At 68.8% G+C, this 20,143-nt stretch carries 18 protein-coding genes and 1 pseudogene; 2 read left to right on the plus strand and 17 right to left on the minus strand.

Annotated features, from left to right (window positions below; all coding sequences use genetic code 11):
• Positions 1-21 precede the first annotated feature (21 nt).
• The 6 genes from glpK to recF form a co-directional block, all read right to left on the minus strand.
• On the minus strand, positions 22-1,512 hold the full coding sequence (glpK, locus tag ACOQPP_RS09180; RefSeq protein ID WP_419165299.1) for a glycerol kinase GlpK: 1,491 nt from the start codon (positions 1,510-1,512) through the stop codon (positions 22-24).
• Positions 1,509-2,492 (minus strand): hypothetical protein, encoded by a 984-nt coding sequence (locus ACOQPP_RS09185; RefSeq protein ID WP_419165300.1) that lies wholly within the window; start codon positions 2,490-2,492, stop codon positions 1,509-1,511. Before ACOQPP_RS09185 ends, glpK begins: the two co-directional genes overlap by 4 nt.
• A gap of 89 nt (positions 2,493-2,581) precedes the next feature.
• Positions 2,582-2,971: a hypothetical protein gene (locus ACOQPP_RS09190; protein ID WP_419165301.1), complete on the minus strand. Its 390-nt coding sequence runs from the start codon at positions 2,969-2,971 to the stop codon at positions 2,582-2,584.
• 133 nt (positions 2,972-3,104) lie between these two features.
• Positions 3,105-5,066 carry a DNA topoisomerase (ATP-hydrolyzing) subunit B gene (gene gyrB, locus ACOQPP_RS09195; protein ID WP_419165302.1) on the minus strand — a complete coding sequence of 654 codons (1,962 nt, stop codon included), beginning with the start codon at positions 5,064-5,066 and terminating at the stop codon, positions 3,105-3,107.
• The gene (locus ACOQPP_RS09200) at positions 5,066-5,461 is read right to left on the minus strand and encodes a DUF721 domain-containing protein (RefSeq protein ID WP_419165303.1); all 396 of its coding nucleotides are present in this window, start codon (positions 5,459-5,461) and stop codon (positions 5,066-5,068) included. The genes gyrB and ACOQPP_RS09200 overlap by 1 nt, the downstream gene beginning before the upstream one ends.
• A complete protein-coding gene (gene recF, locus ACOQPP_RS09205; protein WP_419165304.1) occupies positions 5,458-6,627 on the minus strand; it encodes a DNA replication/repair protein RecF in 1,170 nt (389 codons plus the stop codon). Before recF ends, ACOQPP_RS09200 begins: the two co-directional genes overlap by 4 nt.
• A 192-nt stretch (positions 6,628-6,819) precedes the next feature.
• Between recF and ACOQPP_RS09210 the strand changes: the two genes are divergently transcribed.
• Complete coding sequence (locus ACOQPP_RS09210) at positions 6,820-7,596, plus strand: phosphatase PAP2 family protein (RefSeq protein WP_419165305.1); 777 nt, start codon at positions 6,820-6,822, stop codon at positions 7,594-7,596.
• A gap of 156 nt (positions 7,597-7,752) precedes the next feature.
• Positions 7,753-8,316 carry a hypothetical protein gene (locus tag ACOQPP_RS09215; RefSeq protein WP_419165306.1) on the plus strand — a complete coding sequence of 188 codons (564 nt, stop codon included), beginning with the start codon at positions 7,753-7,755 and terminating at the stop codon, positions 8,314-8,316.
• Between the two features lie 193 nt (positions 8,317-8,509).
• On the opposite strand, the gene ACOQPP_RS09220 is transcribed toward ACOQPP_RS09215, so the two are convergent.
• The 11 genes and pseudogenes from ACOQPP_RS09220 to ACOQPP_RS09270 form a co-directional block, all read right to left on the minus strand.
• Positions 8,510-9,634: an ImmA/IrrE family metallo-endopeptidase gene (locus ACOQPP_RS09220; RefSeq protein ID WP_419165307.1), complete on the minus strand. Its 1,125-nt coding sequence runs from the start codon at positions 9,632-9,634 to the stop codon at positions 8,510-8,512.
• 61 nt (positions 9,635-9,695) lie between these two features.
• The gene (locus tag ACOQPP_RS09225; protein ID WP_420636361.1) at positions 9,696-11,105 is read right to left on the minus strand and encodes a carboxypeptidase regulatory-like domain-containing protein; all 1,410 of its coding nucleotides are present in this window, start codon (positions 11,103-11,105) and stop codon (positions 9,696-9,698) included.
• Between the two features lie 91 nt (positions 11,106-11,196).
• Positions 11,197-12,084 carry a 3-hydroxyacyl-CoA dehydrogenase family protein gene (locus ACOQPP_RS09230; RefSeq protein ID WP_419165310.1) on the minus strand — a complete coding sequence of 296 codons (888 nt, stop codon included), beginning with the start codon at positions 12,082-12,084 and terminating at the stop codon, positions 11,197-11,199.
• Positions 12,085-12,127: 43 nt separating this feature from the next.
• Positions 12,128-13,021, minus strand: coding sequence for a hypothetical protein (locus ACOQPP_RS09235; protein ID WP_420636362.1), 894 nt, complete (start codon positions 13,019-13,021; stop codon positions 12,128-12,130).
• Between the two features lie 190 nt (positions 13,022-13,211).
• A pseudogene (locus ACOQPP_RS09240) lies at positions 13,212-13,949 on the minus strand (slipin family protein); the annotation flags it as partial.
• Positions 13,950-13,965: 16 nt separating this feature from the next.
• Positions 13,966-15,165, minus strand: a complete 1,200-nt coding sequence (locus ACOQPP_RS09245; protein ID WP_419165312.1) for an acetyl-CoA C-acetyltransferase — start codon at positions 15,163-15,165, stop codon at positions 13,966-13,968.
• Positions 15,166-15,258: 93 nt separating this feature from the next.
• On the minus strand, positions 15,259-16,341 hold the full coding sequence (locus tag ACOQPP_RS09250; protein WP_419165313.1) for an isocitrate/isopropylmalate dehydrogenase family protein: 1,083 nt from the start codon (positions 16,339-16,341) through the stop codon (positions 15,259-15,261).
• A gap of 6 nt (positions 16,342-16,347) precedes the next feature.
• Positions 16,348-17,445 carry a tetratricopeptide repeat protein gene (locus tag ACOQPP_RS09255; protein ID WP_419165314.1) on the minus strand — a complete coding sequence of 366 codons (1,098 nt, stop codon included), beginning with the start codon at positions 17,443-17,445 and terminating at the stop codon, positions 16,348-16,350.
• Between the two features lie 124 nt (positions 17,446-17,569).
• Positions 17,570-18,928, minus strand: coding sequence for a hemolysin family protein (locus tag ACOQPP_RS09260; RefSeq protein ID WP_419165315.1), 1,359 nt, complete (start codon positions 18,926-18,928; stop codon positions 17,570-17,572).
• Between the two features lie 16 nt (positions 18,929-18,944).
• Positions 18,945-19,208, minus strand: a complete 264-nt coding sequence (locus ACOQPP_RS09265) for a hypothetical protein (RefSeq protein WP_419165316.1) — start codon at positions 19,206-19,208, stop codon at positions 18,945-18,947.
• 97 nt (positions 19,209-19,305) lie between these two features.
• Positions 19,306-20,142, minus strand: coding sequence for a DUF3108 domain-containing protein (locus tag ACOQPP_RS09270; protein ID WP_419165317.1), 837 nt, complete (start codon positions 20,140-20,142; stop codon positions 19,306-19,308).
• Position 20,143 lies beyond the last annotated feature (1 nt).

Below are 20,143 nucleotides of genomic sequence, written 5' to 3' on the forward strand. Positions count from 1 at the left end.
CAGGTGGTTTCCGGCAGAATATCAGTTCGGCAGCACACGGGCGACCGCGCGCTGCCAGCCGGCATACAGCCCTTCGCGCACCCCGGGTTCCATGGCCGGGGTCCAGGCGCGGTCGTGCCGCCACAGAGCGGCGACCTCCGGCAGGTCCGCGAACAGGCCGGCGCCGAGCCCGGCCAGCATCGCCGCTCCGAGCGCGGTCGTCTCCGTGACGGGCGGGCGGACGATCTCGAGGTCGAGCATGTCGGCCAGGAACTGCATGGCCCAGGCGTTCCGGGTGAAGCCTCCGTCCACGCGCAGCCTCCGCGGGCGTGGCGCCCCGTCCGCCCGCATTGCATCGATCAGCTCCCGCGACTGGTAGGCCACCGCTTCGAGGGCCGCGCGGGCGATCTCGGCCCTGCCCGTATCGCGCGTCATGCCGAGCAGCGCCGCGCGCGCCCCGGGGTCCCAGTGGATGCCGCCCAGTCCGACGAAGGCCGGCACGAGCACCACCCCCCCGGTCGAGTCGGCGGAGCGGGCGAGCGCCTCCGTCTCCGCCGCATCGGAGATGATGCCCAGCCCATCCCGCAGCCACTGAACCGAGGCGCCCGCAACGAAGATGCTCCCCTCCAGCGCGTAGGTGCGCTTACCCCCGAGTTGCCAGGCCACCGTGGTCAGCAGGCCGTGCTGCGAGGTCAGCCGCTCGGACCCGGTGTTGAGGAGCGCGAAGGCCCCCGTGCCGTACGTGAACTTCATTCCGCCCGGTTCGAACGCGGCTTGGCCGAACGTCGCCGCCTGCTGGTCTCCGGCGATACCCCGCACCGGGATCGGACGGCCGAACAGGTCGGCGCGCGTCTCGCCGAAATCGCCCGCGGAGTCCCGAACCTCGGGCAGTACCGCGGCGGGCACTCGCAACAGTTCGAGCAGTTCGCCGCGCCACTCACCTTCGCCAATGTCGTACAGGAGCGTGCGCGACGCGTTCGTCGCGTCCGTCGCGTGCACTCGCCCTCCGGTAAGGCACCAAAGCAGCCAGCTGTCGATCGTTCCGAACGCGAGTTCGCCCCGCCCCGCCGCCTCGCGCGCTCCGGGGATCCGGTCCAGGATCCACGCGAGCTTCGTCCCGGAGAAGTACGGATCGAGTCGCAGCCCGGTGTGGCGCGCGACCCACCCCTCATGACCCGCCTCGCGCAGTTCGGCGCAGGCGTCCGCCGTCCGCCGGTCCTGCCACACGATCGCGGGGTGGATCGGCCTCCCGCTCGCGCGCTCCCACACCACCGTCGTTTCGCGCTGGTTGGTGAGGCCGATCGTTTCCACATGGTACCCGAGCGCCTCGGCCTCCCCGATGACCTCCCGCGTCACGTCGATCGCGTCGTCCCGGATGCGCTCGGGATCGTGCTCCACCCAGCCCGGCGCGGGATAGCTCTGCGGGAGCTCGCGTTGCGCGGTCGCGACCGGCTTCCCCGCGAGGTCGAACGCGATGGCGCGGCTCGAGGTCGTGCCCTGGTCGATCGCGACGAGCGCGGACGCGGCGTTCACGGCGGCGAGAACCGCTCGGATTCCACCCGGTCCAGCTCGTAGAACCGAACTTCGGTCTCACACAGAACCACGAGCCGTTCGCCGAGGACGGCGACGTCCATCAGACAGTCGATCGCCGTCTCGGGTGGCAGCACGATCGAAGCCGAATCACCCTCGACGAGCGGGATCGAAGCGGCGAGGACATCATCGATGAGCCCGGTGACGAGCCACAACTCGTCGTCAACGACGCGAACGCTGTTGAACGGCACCATCTCGGAGATCCGGGTGCGCTCGCCCTGTTGTTCGACCTCGATCACCCCTCCCCGGGACTCGGTCTCGGCGACGATCCAGTCAGGAAGCGGCCACGTGGCCACCTCCGTGACCCGCGTTCCCGGCGGATCGAGCTCGATGCGCCAGGCCCCGAACAACTCCGCGTTCCTGTTCTGGAACATGAGCACGGTGTTTGGTTCGAGGGGGAAGAATTGCAGGGCACCGCTCATCAGTCGCTCCATCGGATGAGCACTGATTCCATCGGGGATGACCGCTGGGTCGATTTCCATCTCCCGGTGCTCTGCACCCGACTGGACCGCCAGAAGCGTAGTCTGCTCCACCGTGGGATAGATCGACACGCCATCCCGCAGGATTCCAAAGTTCGTAACGGGCCACGGCGTGGACAACTCATCCCGGAGGTCACCGCCGGCGCCAAAGCGCGACAACCGGCTCAGTCGTGCATCGGAAACCCACACATCACCCCCAGGATCGAGCTGTATCGAAACGGGCGCTTCGAACTCTCCGGGCCCTCCGCCGGGGCGGCCGAACGCGGCGCGGAGGTTCGCATCCCGGTCGAGATGGAACACCCGCCTGCCTCGCCGGTCAAGCACGAACACACCGTCCTGCTCCGGTCCGACCGCCATGCCGTAGGCTCCTTCGATCAGGATCTCGGCTTCCGGGTCGAACGGGTTGGGGGGGAAGCGCCCGACGAACGCCCCGGGTACCGACAAGCGGTACCCGGGGGCGTCAGCGCGATCGGTTGCTGAACAGGCGGCAAGGAGGACCGCCAGAGACAGACCTGCCACCGCGCGGGGCATCACTACGCCCTCACGCCGAGGGCCCGGGAGCCGCAGTCCCACCAACTGGAGCGCCAGAGGAAACCGTCCTCGACCCAGGTGCATTCGCAGAGATCACAGTATACCCTGATTCCGATCCCGGTGAACGGAATCGTGGCCGAGACATCCAGGACGGTGACGCAGAACCCGGCGCCCCCGCAGATCTGGACGGCCGAGGCGGCCGCCGTAGCGTTTGTCGCGGCCGAGGCCGTCGCGACCGGCTCGACTCCGAACTCGACCGGATCGGCCATGTGCGTTCCTGTCGCGGGCGGGTTCGGGGGCTCGGCTCCCAGCGGATCCGCGACACCGCCGGCGATGGCCCACCCCGCGACGAGCACCCATGCCACGCCGCGTCTGCTTCTTCTCGTCCTCATCATCCTCCACCTCCCCGGATTGAGTTGCGAGGGCGACGCCCTGCCGCCCTCTCTGAACCGAGGATCGGGAGGGGTATCAACGGGGCGTCAACCGGGGAGATGTCGGTGAGACGAGAGATCCTGCGAATCAGACTCAGACGTCGAGGTTGCGGACGTATCGGGCGTGCCGTTCGATGAATTCGCGGCGCGGTTCCACGTTCTCGCCCATGAGCGTGTCGAACAGCCTGTCGGCGTCGACGGCCTCCTCGATCCTGACCTGAAGCAGCGTCCGCCGGTCGGGGTTCATCGTCGTCTGCCACAGCTGGTCGGCGTTCATCTCGCCGAGACCCTTGTACCGCTGCAGCGAAGCCCTGCCCCTGCCGTTGTCCAGCCTCGTCTGGGCGGCGACGCGCTCCGCCTCGTCGTAGCAGTAGAACTCCGTCTTTCCCTTCCACACGCGGTAGAGGGGAGGCTGGGCGATGTAGATGTAGCCGGCGTTGATGAGTTCCCTCATCTGACGGAAGAAGAAGGTCAGGAGCAGCGTCCGAATGTGGGCGCCGTCGACATCCGCGTCCGTCATGATCACGACCTTGCGGTATCGTGCCCGGGAGAGATCGAACTCGTCGCCGATCCCCGTGCCGATCGCCGTGATCATGGCCCGGATTTCCTCGTTCGAGAGGATCCTGTCGATCCGCGCCTTCTCGACGTTGAGGATCTTCCCGCGCAGGGGGAGGATCGCCTGGTAGTTCCGGTCGCGCCCCATCTTCGCGCTCCCGCCCGCGCTGTCTCCCTCCACGAGATACAACTCCGCAATCTCCGGGTCCGTGATCGAGCAGTCCGCCAGCTTGCCGGGCAGGATGCCGGTCTCGAGCGCCGATTTCTTGCGGGTCAGGTCCCGCGCCTTGCGCGCCGCTTCCCGCGCCCGCGACGCCTGGAGGGCCTTCTCGATGATCTTCTTCGACGGGCCGGGATTCTCCTCCATCCACGTCCCGAGCCCCTCGTTCACGAGGCTCTCGACGATCCCGCGCACCTCGCTGTTCCCCAGCTTCGTCTTGGTCTGCCCCTCGAACTGCGGCTCCATGACCTTGACCGAGAGGACGGCCACGAGCCCCTCGCGCACGTCGTCGCCGCTCAGTGCCGCATCCGCCTTCTTGAGGATGTTGTTCCGCTGCGCGTAGCTGTTGATCGTGCGGGTGAGGGCGCCCTTGAACCCCGAGAGGTGGGTGCCGCCCTCGTGCGTGCTGATGTTGTTGACGAAGGTGAACGTGTTCTCGCTGTAGGCGTCCGTGTACTGCATGGCGAGTTCGATTTCCGTGTCGTCCTGGTCGCCGGACACGAAGATCACGTCGGAATGAAGCGGCTGCCTGTTCCCCAGAAGATACTTCACGAACTGGGCGATCCCGCCCTCGAAGTGGAAGTCGCGCCGAAGTCCCTCCTTACGCTCGTCGACGAGGGTGATCCGTACGCCCCGGTTCAGATACGCGAGTTCGCGGAGCCGGTTGGCGAGCGTCTCGAAGCTGTATTCGAGATTCGCGCCGAGTCCGGTGAAGATGTCGGGGTCCGGCCGGAAGGTGACCGTGGTCCCCGTCTCCTTCGTCTTCCGCCCCTTCCCGAGCTTGCCCTGGCTGACACCCCGTTCGTATCGCTGCGACCACACATGGCCGTCGCGGCGGACCTCGACCTCCAGCCATTCGGAGAGCGCGTTCACGACGGAGACCCCCACGCCGTGCAGCCCGCCCGAGACCTTGTAGCTCGACTTGTCGAACTTCCCGCCGGCGTGAAGCGTCGTCAGCGCGAGTTCGACGCCGGGCACCTTCTCGGTCGGGTGAAGGTCGACCGGGATGCCGCGCCCGTCGTCCGCCACGCGGATCGACTGGTCCTCGCCGATCCTTACGTCGATCCCGGAGCAGTAGCCCGCCATCGCCTCGTCGATCGAGTTGTCGACGACCTCGTAGACGAGATGATGCAGTCCGCGCCCCGACGTGGACCCGATGTACATGCCGGGGCGCTTGCGGACGGCGTCCAGCCCCTTGAGGACATGGATCTTTCGCGCCGTGTAGTCCGAGTTGCCCTGGTCGTTGCCCGCGGGTTTCCTCCCGGTCTTCGACTCCGTCATCAACCCCTCCCGCTCCTGTTTCGGCCGCGTCGCGCGGCGACCGTCGGCGATTCGCCGGACTGCACGAACATGATCTGGTCGATCCTGCCGCGGTCCCGGCCCTCGTTCAGGCGGGCCAGCAGCGTCCGCCGCATCATGCTCAACTCCGTCATCCAGGCCGCACCCGAGACCTCGATGAACAACGTCCCGGCTCTCAGCCCGCCGACCCTCGTCACGCGGGCGATATGCGGCCCCACGACGCGCTCCCAGCGCGCGGCGGTGGCGCTGCGCTCCACCCGTTCGCGGATGCCCATCCGGTCGAGCATCTCCGTGAGCACGCCGCCCACGCGTTGTGGGCGCCGCCGGGCGGCCGCGGTGTCACCGGGGCGGCGGGCGACCCGATCCGCCCCGCTCATGCGATCAGCCGTCCATTCCGGAGATGCCAGCGCGCCAGTTCCCCGCCCCGCAGGCCGACATCGCCGGGCTTGGGCGCGGTGAGGATCACCTGCCCATCCCGTTCGGCTTCGAAGAGCCGCAACAGCCGGCCCGAGCGGTCCTCGTCGAGTTCCGCGAACACATCATCCAGCAGATACACGGGCTCCCTGCCGAGGCGCTCTCTGAGCCGGTCGGCCTCGAGCAGACGCAGCGCGAGAGCCGCGGTCCGCTGCTGACCGCTCGATCCGTAGTTCCGCAGGTCGCGGACGCCCTCCGGCGCCTCGACGTCGAACCGGATCTCGTCGCGGTGCGGACCGATCACCGTCATGCCCCGCCGTCGCTCGCGTTCCCGGGTCGCCTCCAGCGCCCTCCGGAACCGCTCCGTCCATGCCCCGTCTCCGCCGGACTCTCCCCCCGGATCGCCGGAAACGATGGAAGCGGCATAGCGCAGCCGCGCCGCGTCACCTCCCGAGATCCGCGCATGGAAGTCGCCGTATCGCTCCGCCCCCTCCGACACCCACGTCGCCCGCCTCTCCGCGAGGAATGCCCCGACCTCGATCAACCCGCCCGTCCAGGCGTCGATCTCCCGACTCGACCAGCCGCGCCTGAGCGCCTCGTTCCGCTGCGCCAGGAGACCCCGGTAGCGCTGCAGCGCCGCGAGGTAGCCCGGCACACCCACGGAGAGCGCCACGTCGAGGAACCGACGCCGCAGCGCCGGCCCCCCCCGCACGATCTCGGCGTCTTCGAGCCGGAAGGCGACGACCCCGACCGAACCGACCCCGGCCGAAACGCGGTCCACTTCAAGCGCATCGACCTCGACCTTCTTGATCCGCCGGGACCGGTCGTAGGCCGCGGCCACGGAAGTCGCCCCCTCGACCACGCCCTCCACCCGGAACACCGTCTGCCCGAACCGCACGAGTTCACGATCCCGGACTCCGCGGAAGGACCGGAACACCTCGAGGTAATGGATCGCCTCGAGCAGGTTCGTCTTGCCCGATCCGTTGGGCCCGATGATCGCGACGCCCTCCTCCGGGAACTCGCACTCGAGTCGCTCGAAGTTGCGATAATCACTCAGGGTCAGGCGCCTGAGGAAAGGCGCAGAGGACGCCTCGGGCCGACGGACGGACGGTGCCTCCGGTGTCTTCATCACGTATCCCGAAAATACCGCGAAAACCCTTATGCCGCAAGGAAATCTAGGGATTCGCGGTCGCGTCCTCCGTCTCCCGCAAACGGTTGCCCGGCAGGTCTCGCGAGGTCAGCTTCGAGAACGTTCATGACGCCATTCCGCCACCGCGGCCGACGCCGCCCGATCGTGCGAACGAAACGCTCCCGAGGGGCCGTGCTGCCGCTCGGAGCCGTGCTGTCGCTCGCACCGCTTCACGCCGTCGCCCAGGCCGGGGAGATGATCCCGGACGCGGAGGCGGTCGCGGACCGGACGGGTCGGATGTGGCGGGATGTCGCACTCGGAGCGGGCGTCCTGGGCGCGGCGTTCCTCCTCGATGAGCCCGGGCGCGACATCGCCAGGGAACTGCAGGGCACTCCGGGGGACGACCTGGCCGGGATCGGCCATGACTACGGCGACTGGAAGCGGACGGCCCCCTTCCTCGCGGGAGGCGGACTTCTTCTCGGAGTGACGCTGGATGGAAGCCGGGGAGTTCGGAAGGCGACATCGGCGTTCTTCGGCGTATTCGCCGGATCGATGTCCAACACCCTCCTCAACTGGACGCTGGGCCGAAGCCGCCCACGGGAGGAGAGGGGGTCGCTGCACTTCGACCCGTTTCGGGACAACGCCTCGCTGGGGTCGGGCCACACCGCCTACGCGTTCGCGATCGCGGCCGCGGTCGACGAAGTGACCGACGGCGGATGGGCGATCCCCTTCTACGCCGTGGCCGCCGGCACCGGCCTCGCCCGGATCTACGGAGACCGGCACTGGCTGTCCGACGTCGTGGCGGGGGGCTTCGTAGGGCTGTGGGTCGGGCGTCGAGCGACCCGCGCCGCCGCAGGGTGGCTGCGCGTGGCCGGTGCACCCCGCGACGACGACGAGGGGCCCGCTTCCGGGGTTCGGATCGAACCACTCGTTCTCGTGGACGGCGTCGGGGTCCGGCTGCGCTTCTAGCTCGCGCTACGCTGCAGGCGGCAGCCACCGGGGCGGGTCCGGCCCTCCCCGGAGCGCCCTGGATTCGCGCCCCGTATGTTGGGGTCCGGCCTCACGTTTCGCGGCGAGCGGGTGCCGCGGATCCCCCGGACGCTTCGTACAGCAGGGAGTCGCAAAATGGTTCACGTGCCCAGCCTCTGGATCCCGATCCTCCTGGCCGCCGCGCTCGTGTTCGTCGCGAGTTCGGCGATCCACATGGTTCTCGGCTACCATCGGAAGGACTTCAAGGGGGTTGCCGACGAGGATGGCCTCATGGATGCGCTGCGCGGCTTCGGGATCCCGCCCGGGGACTACTCCTTCCCCCACGCGGTCGGCAAGGAGGTCATGGGTAGCGAGGAATTCCGGGAGAAGTGGACGCGGGGACCGACCGGGTTCATGACGCTGCTGCCCTCGCGAGGCCCTTCCGATATGGGCACGCAGCTCGTGCAGTGGCTCGTCTACTGCCTCGTCGTGAGCGCGTTCGCAGGGTACGTGACCGGTCTCGCCCTCGGACCGGGCACCGGCTACATGGAGGTCTTCCGCATGTCGTCCACGGTGGCCTTCGGGGGATACGGGCTCGCGCACCTGCAGAGGTCGATCTGGTACTCCCAGGCGTGGGGGACGACCGCCCGCAACGTGTTCGACAGCCTCGTCTACGGCCTGCTCACGGGCGGCGCCTTCGGGTGGCTGTGGCCGACCTGACCGGTGGGTCCGCGCAGGTAGACGTCACGTGAGGTCCTTCATCCGAAGGGTTGTGCGCCAAGCCGCCACGTGAACTCTCGGTATGACGACCTGCCGCTGGCCGGTGATGGCATTCCAGCACCCGGTGTCGACCGCTTCGATAACGATCATGGTGTCCACGAGGATGATACCGGGCCGGGCGACCGTGAATACGTCAGGCCTCGAAGTATGTCTCGTGGCCATAGTCCCGGAGGAGAGAAGCCAGGTCCGGCACCGCCAGATCGAGCAGGGAAGCCGTCCGCCTCACCGAGAGACGACCAGTATCGAGAGCTGTGGCGATTCGATCGATGAACGGCTGGCTGAACGGAGTCGCCTCTCGAGCGGCCGGCGGTATTCGTCCGTTTGTGGCGAAGCGCCGGTCTTCGATGCGGTCCAGTTCGGCCCTCGAGAGCCAGGCGAGGTTATGGAGACGCCACTTGCACGCGGTGCCGGAAACTCGCAGGGCGTCGGCGACTTCGTCGATGCGCTCGTGTACGTCTGCCTGCGTCGACTGCCGCTCCCAATGCTCCCTGAGGATACTCTCCGGCATGAGGAGCGCGGCGGCGAAGTTCTCCGCCAAGCGCTCGACACGCCAGCCGTTCCCGTTCCTGGGAACATCGACAACGTCCGTCCGGTCCGGCGGCATCGCGTCCCATGTGAACAGATGAAACAGTTCGTGTGCCAGGTCGAAGTGCCGATGTCGCTCGGAATCGTGCCGATTCACCAGAACGCAATTCAATCCCGATACGCGAGATGCCGCCCCTGAGATGCCAGGTGGAGTATCGACGTTCAGAACCAGTATTGAAGCGTGGTTCTCCATCGCCGATCGCAACGACTCGGCAGGGGGCTCCCCCAGTTGCCACCGGTCGGCTACCCACTCGCCCGCCGCCTGCGCGTCCTCGAAGGACGACTGGGGCGTCAACGGGAGCCTGGACTGGAGCCACGGTTGTTCTCGACCCTGCTCGATCGACAACTCGCGATACAGCGCAAGCCAGCGTCCGGCGCTGTACTCGAAGTCGTCAAGAACCGCATTTCCTACATCCGCGGTCGTCCGAAATGAGAACTCGCCTTCGCCGGCGAGCTGGAAGGGATCCGTGAAGTAGTCGAGGTCGACACGGAGAATCTTCATCGCCTCAATGAGTTCCTGGGCGCTAAAGCCACGCTGCCCCGATTCGATGCGGGCGAGCGTCTGTCGATGCGCCATACCCAAGGCGTCGGCGAGTTGTTGCTGGGTCAGCCGGGCGCGTTTTCGAGCAACCTTCAGCCGCAGCCCCATGCGTACTTCCTGATTCATTAGCATGAATGCATGCTATCGTTGCATCTATTGGTTTGCAATGCGCTCTTTCCGGCCAAGCGGCGGTTCAGCCGACGCACCGCCTGGGAGGCAGGGGGCCTGCCGGACGGAGGGCGAGCATGACGCGGACACTCGCGCCCGGGACGAGTTCCACGTCCTGCGCGATGGACTCGAAACCCTCACAGATGGCGCGGAGGCGGTAGGCACCCGGCGGGAGCCCCTCGACGGAGAAACGCCCCGCGGTGTTCGTCACGGCGCGGAAGTCAGTGCCCACGAGCACCACCGGCACGTTCCGGAAGGGGCGCCCCGTACCCTCGTTGACGACCAGGCCGCTGATCACTCCCGGGACCGTCACCTGGACGGTGAGCCGTACCTCCTCGCCGGACGCGGCCTCGACAACATCCCGCCGACCCGTCTCCGGGCCGTAGGCGGCCTCCAGTTCCACCGCCGCTCCGGCCGGCACGTCGCACAGACGATACCGCCCGAGCGAATCCGTCCGGACCGCGAGATCGCGGCGTACGGCGCCGTCCGACGTCGGGTAGGAGCCGAAGACGTGCGCCGCCGGCAGTCGCACCTCGGTGATTTCGTCCTCCACGAACCCCTCCAGGGCCACCTCGCCCGGACGGCCGGCGGGCTCGCACAGCTTCACCTCGATCTGCGGGATCTCCGCCGTTCGAGCCATCCAGTCGGACCACAGGATGATCGCGCCGCAGGCGGCCGTGGTGTCGTTGAGCGCGAAGAGGGGGATCGGTGCGGGGGGCGTGTACAGTTCGGCCGCGCCGAGATCCGTCACGGACAGTGCGTCGAGGATCCGGGGGGCCGGCCCGACCGCGGATCTGTGCAGGCCCGCCGCGTTGATGGACACCGGCTTGCTCGTCCCCCACCCCGCCGCGTGGCCGATGAACCTCTCGTCGTAGTAGACCCGGACCTGGGAACAGCGCGACAGCGGCGCGCGACGCTGGAGGTTCGACACGAAGTGCGACAGTCGGATGAAGCCCGCGCTTCGCGTCCGGATCCATTCGGGTTCGAAATACGTGCCCCAGCCTTCCTCGAGCCGGTCGTAGAAGCCCGTTTCCGCCAGGCGGGGGGCCCGCCCCTCGACGACGACGTTCAGCGGCTCCAGCGGGATCGCCCGCGGCGTCAGCCGCAGGTTCAGCGTCGCCTGCGCGCCGGGGCCGATCTCGAGCGGCGTGCTCAGACCCTCGTAGCCGATGCGCCGCACGCCGAGTACGTACTCGCCCGGCGCGACGCCGTCAAAGGCGAAGCCGCCCGCCGAGCCGCTGAGCGCCTCCCGGACCGAACCGGCCAAGTCGGCGAGACGGACCAACGCGCCCTCGACCGGTTGGCCCGTCGTCTCGTCCGTCACGGTGCCCGCCACCCGAACCGCCTCCTGGGCCGCCAGCGCCCGAGACCCGGGAACAATCCACACAACGGCCGCCAATGCCAGCAGCAGCGGTGCGCGCGCTGTCGCGATCATCTTCCTCCGTAATCGGGCGGCACGAGTACTGTTCCGCAGACGTCACGAAGCGAGCGCACGTCAGACCCGGCGCGCTGTCCGCGAGGGGCGGCTACTTCACGAAATCCGACACCACGGGCTCGGGGCCGCTGTAGTCGTAGAACCCCTTCCCCGTCTTCCGGCCGTGGTAGCCAGCCAGGAACATGCGGCGCAGCAGCGGCGGGGAGGCGAAGCGCGCCTCCTTGTACTCGTCGTACATGATCTCCGTGACGTGGTACAGCGTGTCGAGGCCCACGAAGTCGCCCAGCGTGAAGGGGCCCATGGGATACCCGCAGCCCAGGCGAAGCCCCTTGTCGATGTCCGGGATCGATGCGATGCCGGACTCGTAGGCGCGAATCGCGTCGAGCATGTACGGGACGAGCAGCCGGTTCACGACGAACCCCGTGTTGTCCCCGCACGCGATCGGGCTCTTGCCGACCGACTTCGCGAATGCGAAGGCGACGTCGAACGTCTCCTCCGATGTCTGCCCGCAGCGGACGACCTCGACCAGCGGCATCACCGGGACGGGGTTGAAGAAGTGGAGGCCGACGAAGCGGTCCGGTCGATCGGTCCCGGCCGCCAGTTCCGTGATCGAGAGACTCGACGTATTCGAGGCGAAGATCGCGCCAGGCCCACACGCGCCGCCGAGGGCGCCGAACAGTTCGTGCTTCGCCTCGAGGCTCTCCGTGATCGCCTCGATGACGAGGTCGCAGCCGGCGAGATCCGCCAGATCCACGGTCGGGTGCAGGCGACCCGCGATCGCGTCCCGTTCCCCGGGCCCCAGCTTTTCCTTCGCCACCGCGCGGTCGAGATTCTTCGCGATGCGGGCCATGCCGTGGTCGAGGAACCCCTGCTCCACCTCGCGCACCACCGTCTCGTAGCCGGCCGCCGCGCTGACCTGCGCGATCCCGCTCCCCATCAGCCCGGCGCCCACCACCCCGACCTTCCGAATCTCAGTCAATGTCGACTCCCCTTCCGAATATTCCCTTGAAGAAATGCCCCCCTCACCAGGGGAGTTTCTGGTGCCACGGCTCTCGGGCGCCGGCGAGATCCTCGCCGCTCTCGAGGCGATCGAGGAGACCCTGGAGCGAGAGTTCCATCCGCTGCCTGAACTTCGCCATCGTCGACCGGGCAGAGACCGTCGCCACCCCGATGCAGCCCGAGAAGATCGCGACCCCCCCGAGGATGGGCAGGATCCCGCCGCCGGTCGCCAACGTCAGTCCGAGCCCGCCGGCGATGCCGCCAACGGTCATCCCCCCGAACCATCCCCCGAGGTGTTCCGTGCGGACGTTCGTCATATCGGCCGTCAGGGTGACCAGCGACCAGCCGTTCTCCAGAGGTTCGGTCACGACCTGGAGGCTGCGTGCCTTGGCGAGGGTGTAACCCCGGCCGCCGAAATCCAGCCCGCGGCGCATCTGGGGGACGAGCCCGGCTGCCGGCTCCCACAGCGACCGACCCGGTCGCGAACGAACCCGCCGCAGGAGTTCCTTCTCCGAGAGGTACGGCTCGAGATTCACGTCGATGTCGTCCGGACTCCCGGGCGCGACCCGACTCGCGCTCACGATCGCCGGCCCGCACAGTCTGCGCGCGAGACCGGTGTCCGCCGGGGTCGCGGGAAGGAGCGAGGCAGCCTCCACCTCGGCCAGCGCCTGCCGGACGTGGCGTTCCTCGAGACCGACCTCCGCCCCGATCTGGACCACGTCGCGCGAGCCGATCGAGCCGTCTACCGCCGTCGAACTCCTGAACTGGAGGTCCGAGGCCCGGCGGATCACGCGTTCGAGTTGCTCCCGCGTGATCGTGGCGGGGACGGAGGGACGGCTTTCCGCGGGAGCGGGCGGCCTGCCTTCCGCGGGAGCGGGCGGCCTGCCTTCCGCGGGACCGGAGTCAGCCGGCGGCATCGCGTTCTCCGGCCACGCCCTCCGGCTGGCCGGCAGCCTCCTCGGCCTCGCCGGCCGCCTTGGCGCCGGGCAGTCTCGGCGCGCCTTCCGCGCTTTCGAGCGCCCGTTCCGCATCCTCCGCCGTCTCCGGAGCCGAGAAAGCACGCTCCGCGGCCCGCGGCCGGGCCTTGAACAGACCGGAGAGCGACCCGAGGTCGACCGGGAGCGGGAAGATCGTCGTCGAGTTGTTCTCCGCCGCGATCTCGGTCGCCGTCTGCAGGAAGCGCAGCTGCAGCGAGGCCGGGTATTCGCTCAGCTGCCGCGCCGCGTCCCGAAGGTTCGCCGCCGCCTGCAGTTCGCCCTTCGCGTTGATCACCTTGGCGCGGCGTTCCCGTTCCGCCTCGGCCTGGCGCGCGATGGCCCGCTTCATCTCGTTCGGCAGATCTACATCCTTGACCTCGACGCCGGTGACGTCGATCCCCCACGCGTCGGTACCCTGGTCGATGATGTCGCGCAGGATCTGGTTGAACTTCTCCCGCTCCGCGAGGACCTCGTCCAGTTCGGCCTGGCCGATGACCGACCGCAGCGTCGTCTGGGCGAGTTGAGAGGTGGCGAAGAGGAAGTCCTCGATCTCGAGGATGGCGCGCTCCGGGAGCCTGACGCGGAAGTAGAGCACCGCGTTGACCTTAACGGACACGTTGTCGCGGGTGATGACGTCCTGAGGCGGGATGTCCATCGCGATGATGCGCAGGCTCACCCGTTCCATGCGCTCGACCCCGAACGGGACGAGAAAGATCAGCCCGGGTCCACGGGTCGGACGCACACGACCGAGCCGGAAGACGACGGCCCGCTCGTATTCCTTGAGGATCCTGAGACTCGTGGCCAGCGCCAGCGCTCCCGCGCCGGCGAGTATGAAGAAGAGGGGATCCATGTTCAGCACCTCCAACAGCTGGGGAGAGCCGGGGTCAGGCGTCGACCTCCACGATCACGGCCGCCCCCTGTCCACCGCCGATGCAGGCCGCCCCGAGTCCGAGCCCGCCGCCCCGGCGGCGCAACTCGTGGAGGAGGTGGCCTGTGATTCGCGCCCCGGTCATGCCGAGCGGATGGCTGAGCGCGATCGCTCCGCCGTCCACGTTGACCTTCTCCCGGTCGAGGCCCAGTTCGCGCTCGACGGCCAGGTATTGCGGGGCGAAGGCCTCGTTCACCTCGACGAGATCCATGTCCTCCAGCGACAGGCCGGCCTTGTCGAGGGCGATGCGGGACGCCGGCGCGGGTCCGATGCCCATGATGTGGGGCGGCACCCCGGCCACGGCGTACGAGACGAGGCGCCCGAGCGGCTCGAGGCCGTGCGCGGCCGCATACTCGGCCCCGGCGAGAACGAGCGCCGCGGCTCCATCACCGATTCCGCTCGCGTTGCCGGCGGTCACGAGGCCGTCCTGCTTGAAGTACGGCCGCAGCTTCGCCAGTCCCTCGGTCGTCGTCTCCGGGCGCAGGTGTTCGTCCCGCTCGAAGGTCGTCTCCCTTCCCTTCCGCCCGACCGTCATCGGAACGACCTCGTCCGCGTATCGGCCCGCCTCCCAGGCCTCCGCCGCAAGCCGCTGGCTCCGCACGGCCACCTCGTCGGCCTCCGAGCGCGAGATCCCGTATTCCTCGGCCAGATTCTCCGCCGTCTGAGCCATGGAGAAGCCGCAGTAGGGGTCCGTGAGCGCCTCCCACAGCGAGTCCTCCAACTTCGGCGCCGGGCCCAGGCGCAGGCCCCAGCGCGCGCCGCGCACGATGTGCGGCGCCTGGCTCATCGACTCCGCGCCCCCCACGAGGCACACGTCGCTCTCGCCGAGTTCGATCTCCTGCGATCCGTCGATGACCGCCTGGAACCCCGACCCGCAGAGGCGGTTTACCGACACGGCCGGCGTCTCGATCGGCAGTCCCGCGCGCAGCCCCACATGCCGCGCGAGGTAGATCGCGTCGGCCGAGGTCTGCATCACGTTGCCCATCACCACATGGCCGAACTCGGCGGCTTCGACGCCCGAGCGTTCGACCGCCGCGGTCGACGCGACAACGCCGAGATCGACCGCCGAGTACTCCTTCAGGCTGCCGCCGAAAGCCCCCATGGCCGTCCTGGCCGCGGAGAGAAAGACCGTCCCGTTTCCGTTCGTGCCGCTCATCTCTGCTTCCCCCTGGTCGATGTCCGCGGCGGGTCGGGCTCCGTCCATCCGGTGAAGACGCACCGCCCCGCGGGTGCAACGTAGCGAAGGAGATCAGGCCGCGCCCGAGGCCACCCGTCCCGCGATCCAGGCACCCACCTCGGCGGTCGTAGCGGCGCCTCCGATGTCCGGCGTGCGGACCCCGCGCGCCAGAGCCGCGTCGACCGCCCCCTCGAGTGCATCCGCCGCCTCTTCGGCCCCATGATCGCGCAGGAGGAGCGCCGCGCTGAGCACGGCCGCCATCGGATTGGCCCGTCCGGTCCCGACGATGTCGGGCGCGCTGCCGTGCACGGGCTCGTACAGGCCGTGCACGCCCGGGTTCACGTTGGCCGAGGGCGCGAGCCCCGGGCCCCCGACGATCTCGGCCCCCAGATCCGACAGGATGTCCCCCAGGAGGTTCGAGGTGACGATGACGCCGAACCTGGCGGGCACCCGAATCATCTCCATCGCCAGCGCATCCACATAGCGCATCTCGGACGCCACGCGGGGGTACTCGGCGGCGACCTCCGAGAAGACCCGGCGCCAGAGGCCGAACATGTGCGGGACCGCGTTCGCCTTGTCGGCGAGCGTCACCCGGAGCCCCCGGGGGGCCGCGTGCTCGAACGCCCGGCGCACGATGCGCTCGACCGCGAAGCGGCTCGCGACCGACTCCGACACGGCGGTCTCCTCCGGCGTCCCCGCGTTCTCGATCCGGCCCACGCCCACGTAGAGACCTTCGGTGTTCTCGCGGAAGATCTCGAAGTCGATCGGCGCGGCAGCCGCCGACTTCAGGGGCGACAGTTCCGGGGCGCGCAGTCGCAGGGGTCGCCGGTTGATGAACAGGTCCAGCCGCACCCGCAGGCCGAGCAGGAGCTCTCGCGCGTGCTCCCCGTCCGGCACGCGGGGGTCGCCGACCGCGCCGAACAGGATCGCGTCGAAGTCGTCCCTCAGCGTCGCGAAGGTCGCCGGGGCAAGGGTCTCGCCCGTGGAGAGGTAGTGATCCGCCCCGTGCGGGAATTCCGTCAATTCGAGATCGGCGAGGCCGGCGGAAGCCGCGGCGTTCAGCGCGCGACACGCCTCGCGGGTGACCTCCGGACCGATCCCGTCCCCGCCGATGACCGCGATTCTCAGCGCCGGGGGGCCGACCGCTCTCGCCACGAGTTGCTAGCGTTCGATCTCGAGCGCGCCGACTCGGGCCGAATCCTCCAGAAAGGCGCGCGCCGTCTGCCACGACACGGGGAGGCCGGTCAGGGCCTGCAGCCGCATCGCTTCGTCCCTCATGAAGTCGGAGAGCGATGCGCCCGGCCGGTCCGAGCCGTTCCGCATGGCCCGGACGATGCCGTCCCAGTCGCCCTCGTACACGATCCCGTTGGCCACTCGCACACGGTGCACTTCCCCTTCCGCGGCCGCGGGGGGGCGCCCGAACAGATCGAGCTGACCCGCGCCCGGCCAGGGCGACAGTCCGTTCGCGCCCGCCTCCATCTCGGCCAGCAGGCGCTCCTCCGGCGTCGGGTCGGGCGTGAGTTCCTCCAGCGCCAGCAGGTAGGGACCCAGTTCCTCGGCGTCTGCGGGAAGGTCCCGGAGTCGGCGCTTGAGTTCGATGATCCGCCAGGCCACCGCCGGGTCCGCGACGTCCGGTGCCGGGATCGTCTCGAGTTGCGCGAGGGCGGCACGGAAGTCGCCGCGCTCGTAAAGGACGTTTCCGAAGAGTGCGCGGGCTTCGCCGAACCCGGGATCGCGCCGGACGGCTTCGCGGCTCCAGTACAACGCCCCCTCCGAGTCCCCTTCCCGGTAGAAGGTGAACGCGAGATCGAGCGCCGCGTCGGCGCTCTCCGGGTCCGCCGCGAGCGCGAGCCGGAAGAAACGTTCGGCCCGCCGCAGGAGGCCCTCGCGCAGGAGGCTTCGCCCCACGCAGAGCATGAGTTCGACGTCCCGGTCGTATCCGAGTTCGACCAGCGCCTCGAAGAGCAGAAAGGCGGACGCCCGCTCTCCCAGCTTGAGGAGGACATCGCCCTGCCCGGCCAACGCCTCCTCGTGCTCGGGGTCGAGCCGGAGGACTTCCTCGAACGCGGCCCGCGCCCACGCGTACTCCTCGCGCGCCAGCCTCGTATATCCGAGGGAAACGAGGAGTTCGATCGAGGCCGGATAGCGGGCGAGCGCCTCCTTGAGGAGGCCGAGGGCCTGGTCGAAGTCGCCTGCCTCGTACAGCCGTTGCGCTTCGGCGTCGAAGTGTTCGTAGTTCCAGGAATCGGGCTGGTTCAAGCGAAGAACCTCAAGCCTGGTACCTTCTTGACGTTGGTTCGGCGTTCCGGAGCGGAGCCTTTCGTCGGGGGGCCATGCTGAATCTCGGGCTCGTCTGGCCGCCTGGCAAGTTGCTTCCGCTCCGTCACGGTCCGAACGCCTCGCGCAGTTCACGGACCCCCGCCTCGTCGATGCCGTGCAGGGTGAGCCGCGTGATCCGGCGGTCTGCCAGCTCCGCGACCTCCAGCTCGGCGTCTCCCAGCGGGACGCGGTCCCCCGGCTCCGGAATCCGCCCCAGCGCAGCGATCACGAAGCCCGCCACCGTATCGTATTCCTCCGCGTCCTCGAGGTCGTCGATCCGGAGGCCGGAGAGGAGATCGGCGAAAGAGACGCCACCCCCCACCGCGACGGCCCCATCGGCGCCCACCTCCAGCCCCTCCTCCGCCTCGTCGTGCTCATCGTAGATCTCCCCCACGATCTCCTCGAGCAGATCCTCGAGCGTCGCGATGCCGTCGGTCCCGCCGAACTCGTCGACCACGACGGCCATGTGCGTCTTGCGGGCCCGCATCTCCGCCAGCAGATCGTCGATCGGCTTCGACTCCGGCACGAACAGGGCTTCGCGCATCATATCCCGCGCGCGGAGCCCCGATGGCCGTTCGGCGACCACTTCGGCGAGCAGATCCTTCAGCACGACGACGCCCACGATCTCATCGAGGGAATCTTCCGCTACGGGGAGCCGCGAGAAGCCCGATTCGGCCGCGACTTCGAGGATGACCTTCGTCGGGTCGGCGGCGCTGACGGAGACGATGTCGAGCCTGGGCGTCATCACCTCGCGCACGACCGTGTGCGTGAGGTCGAACACGCCCTCGATCATCGCCTGCTCGTCCTTCTCCACCACGCCCTCGCGAAGACTCTGCCGGAGGAGCAACTCGATCTCGCCGGGGCTGTGGGCGTGCTCGAGGCCGTGCATGTCGCCGACCGGGGCCCGGATCAACCGCAGGAAGAGCCTCGCTGATCCGTCGAGCAGCCGGATCGCGGGTGACATGACCCGGTTGAAGGTGAGGAGCGGACCCGCGAGGTGGCGGCTCACGCTTTCCGGACGGAGCAGCGCCACCGTCTTCGGCGCCAGTTCACCGAGCACGATATGGAGATACGTGATGAGGATGAAGGCGACGGCGATCGCACTCGCGTGGACCGCGGCGGGGCTGGCGGCGAAGCCCAGCGCGGCGAACACCGGTTCGAGCGAACGGGCGAGGGCGGGCTCTCCGATCCAGCCCAGGCCGAGGGAGGCGAGCGTGATCCCGAGTTGCGTGCCGGAGATCGCTCGGTCGAGATCGTCCTGCGCCCTCCGGACCACTCCGGCTCGTCGGTCGCCAGCGTCCGCAAGCTCGCCGATCCGGGTTCGGCGGGCGCTGACGAGGGCAAACTCCGCGGCTACGAAGAAGGCGTTCGCCGCCACCAGCGCGAGGACCGCGCCGAGCCTCAGAACGAGTCCGAGGTCCATTCAGCGGCTGGTGCTGCTAGACCCCGGCCTCCTCCACCTTCCGGCCCGCACCGCCATGCGGAATCGCCGGGGCGCAGTACCTCTCGCCGATCTCGCGCAGGGTCGACAGTTCGACCGGCGTCAATTCGGGGTATCGCTCCCCCAGGTATTCGATCGTGTCGTCGAACCACTCCTGGCGTTGATCGTCCGCGGCGTCGAGCACGCCGCAGCGTCGGATGTGGCTGAAGAGTTCGTCGCGGGCCCGGTCACTCGACTTCGGCACGTAGCTTCCTTTGCTCAAGGCACCTCCTGGCTGGTCGTCCGTCGCTACGCCGGCTTCGACACTAACCTAGGATGAAGCAGCGCAGAAAGGGAGACCGCCGGATCCGGCCGGCACGTCAGCGGTCGGCATCCTCGGCGCCGGAGGCGAAGTCGCGGAGGTACATGTTGACTGCCCCTCTTCGCATGCGGCTCTTGATCTGCACCACGAGCCGCCGGTCGTCATCGGAGATGAAGACCTCCGCCTCCCCATCTTCCGCGAACAGGCCGTCGGTCTGAATGATCGGACGGACGACGATCGTCTCGAACGTGCCGGCGGGAACGCGGATCCGCTCTCGCCGGAGAACCTCGACGATGACCGGATTGCCGTCCTCCTCGAAGTGACGGTTGAACTCGTAGGTCCGGCCGACCTCGAGGGGCAGCGCCCGGATCAGGAAGAGGTAGGAGATCTCGTCCAGCGCTCCGGGCGGCATCGGGAGGTCGCGCTGCCGCCGGTGCGGACGGTAGGCTCCCGCCTCCTCATTCCAGTCCTCTCGCGTCGCGGTCAGGCTCTCGTGATCCAGTTCCCAGCGGCGGTGCCGACGATAGCTGCCCTGCCGGAGGACTTCCTCGAATCGGAGTGACCGATACGGCTCGGTGGCGAGCCAGCTCACGGTGCGGTCGTCCACCCGATAGAGGGGTACGCCCCCCTTCATTTCCATCGTGAGCCGATAGGCGGGCGTACTCCGGATCGTGTCCTGCGCCTCGACGCGCAGGTACATGCGGCCGAAGCTGACGGGACCCAACAGCATGCTGTACTCGGCCTCGTCTCCGATCCGGAACGGCACCGCCTCGGGAAACCCACCGTCGTCCACCATTCCCTCTCCCGCCTGACCCGAGAGCGGGGGTGCTCCGGCGGCGGAGGCGACCAGGACCGCGAGCAAGACGGCCGCGCGACGGAAGAAGGGTCCCGACATG

Origin of the sequence: Candidatus Palauibacter sp. (assembly GCF_965222475.1) — a bacterium.
In the GTDB taxonomy this organism is placed as follows: Bacteria; Gemmatimonadota; Gemmatimonadetes; order Palauibacterales; family Palauibacteraceae; genus Palauibacter.

Excerpts from the sequence above, each read along its gene's own strand:
- recF (WP_419165304.1), bottom strand. The coding sequence starts at position 6,627 with ATGAAGACACCGGAGGCACCGTCCGTCCGTCGGCCCGAGGCGTCCTCT.
- ACOQPP_RS09235 (WP_420636362.1), bottom strand. The coding sequence starts at position 13,021 with ATGCCGCCGGCTGACTCCGGTCCCGCGGAAGGCAGGCCGCCCGCTCCC.
- ACOQPP_RS09245 (WP_419165312.1), bottom strand. The coding sequence starts at position 15,165 with ATGAGCGGCACGAACGGAAACGGGACGGTCTTTCTCTCCGCGGCCAGG.
- ACOQPP_RS09225 (WP_420636361.1), bottom strand. The coding sequence starts at position 11,105 with ATGATCGCGACAGCGCGCGCACCGCTGCTGCTGGCATTGGCGGCCGTT.
- ACOQPP_RS09190 (WP_419165301.1), bottom strand. The coding sequence starts at position 2,971 with ATGAGGACGAGAAGAAGCAGACGCGGCGTGGCATGGGTGCTCGTCGCG.
- ACOQPP_RS09270 (WP_419165317.1), bottom strand. The coding sequence starts at position 20,142 with ATGTCGGGACCCTTCTTCCGTCGCGCGGCCGTCTTGCTCGCGGTCCTG.
- ACOQPP_RS09215 (WP_419165306.1), top strand. The coding sequence starts at position 7,753 with ATGGTTCACGTGCCCAGCCTCTGGATCCCGATCCTCCTGGCCGCCGCG.
- ACOQPP_RS09200 (WP_419165303.1), bottom strand. The coding sequence starts at position 5,461 with ATGAGCGGGGCGGATCGGGTCGCCCGCCGCCCCGGTGACACCGCGGCC.
- ACOQPP_RS09220 (WP_419165307.1), bottom strand. The coding sequence starts at position 9,634 with ATGCTAATGAATCAGGAAGTACGCATGGGGCTGCGGCTGAAGGTTGCT.
- gyrB (WP_419165302.1), bottom strand. The coding sequence starts at position 5,066 with ATGACGGAGTCGAAGACCGGGAGGAAACCCGCGGGCAACGACCAGGGC.
- ACOQPP_RS09260 (WP_419165315.1), bottom strand. The coding sequence starts at position 18,928 with ATGGACCTCGGACTCGTTCTGAGGCTCGGCGCGGTCCTCGCGCTGGTG.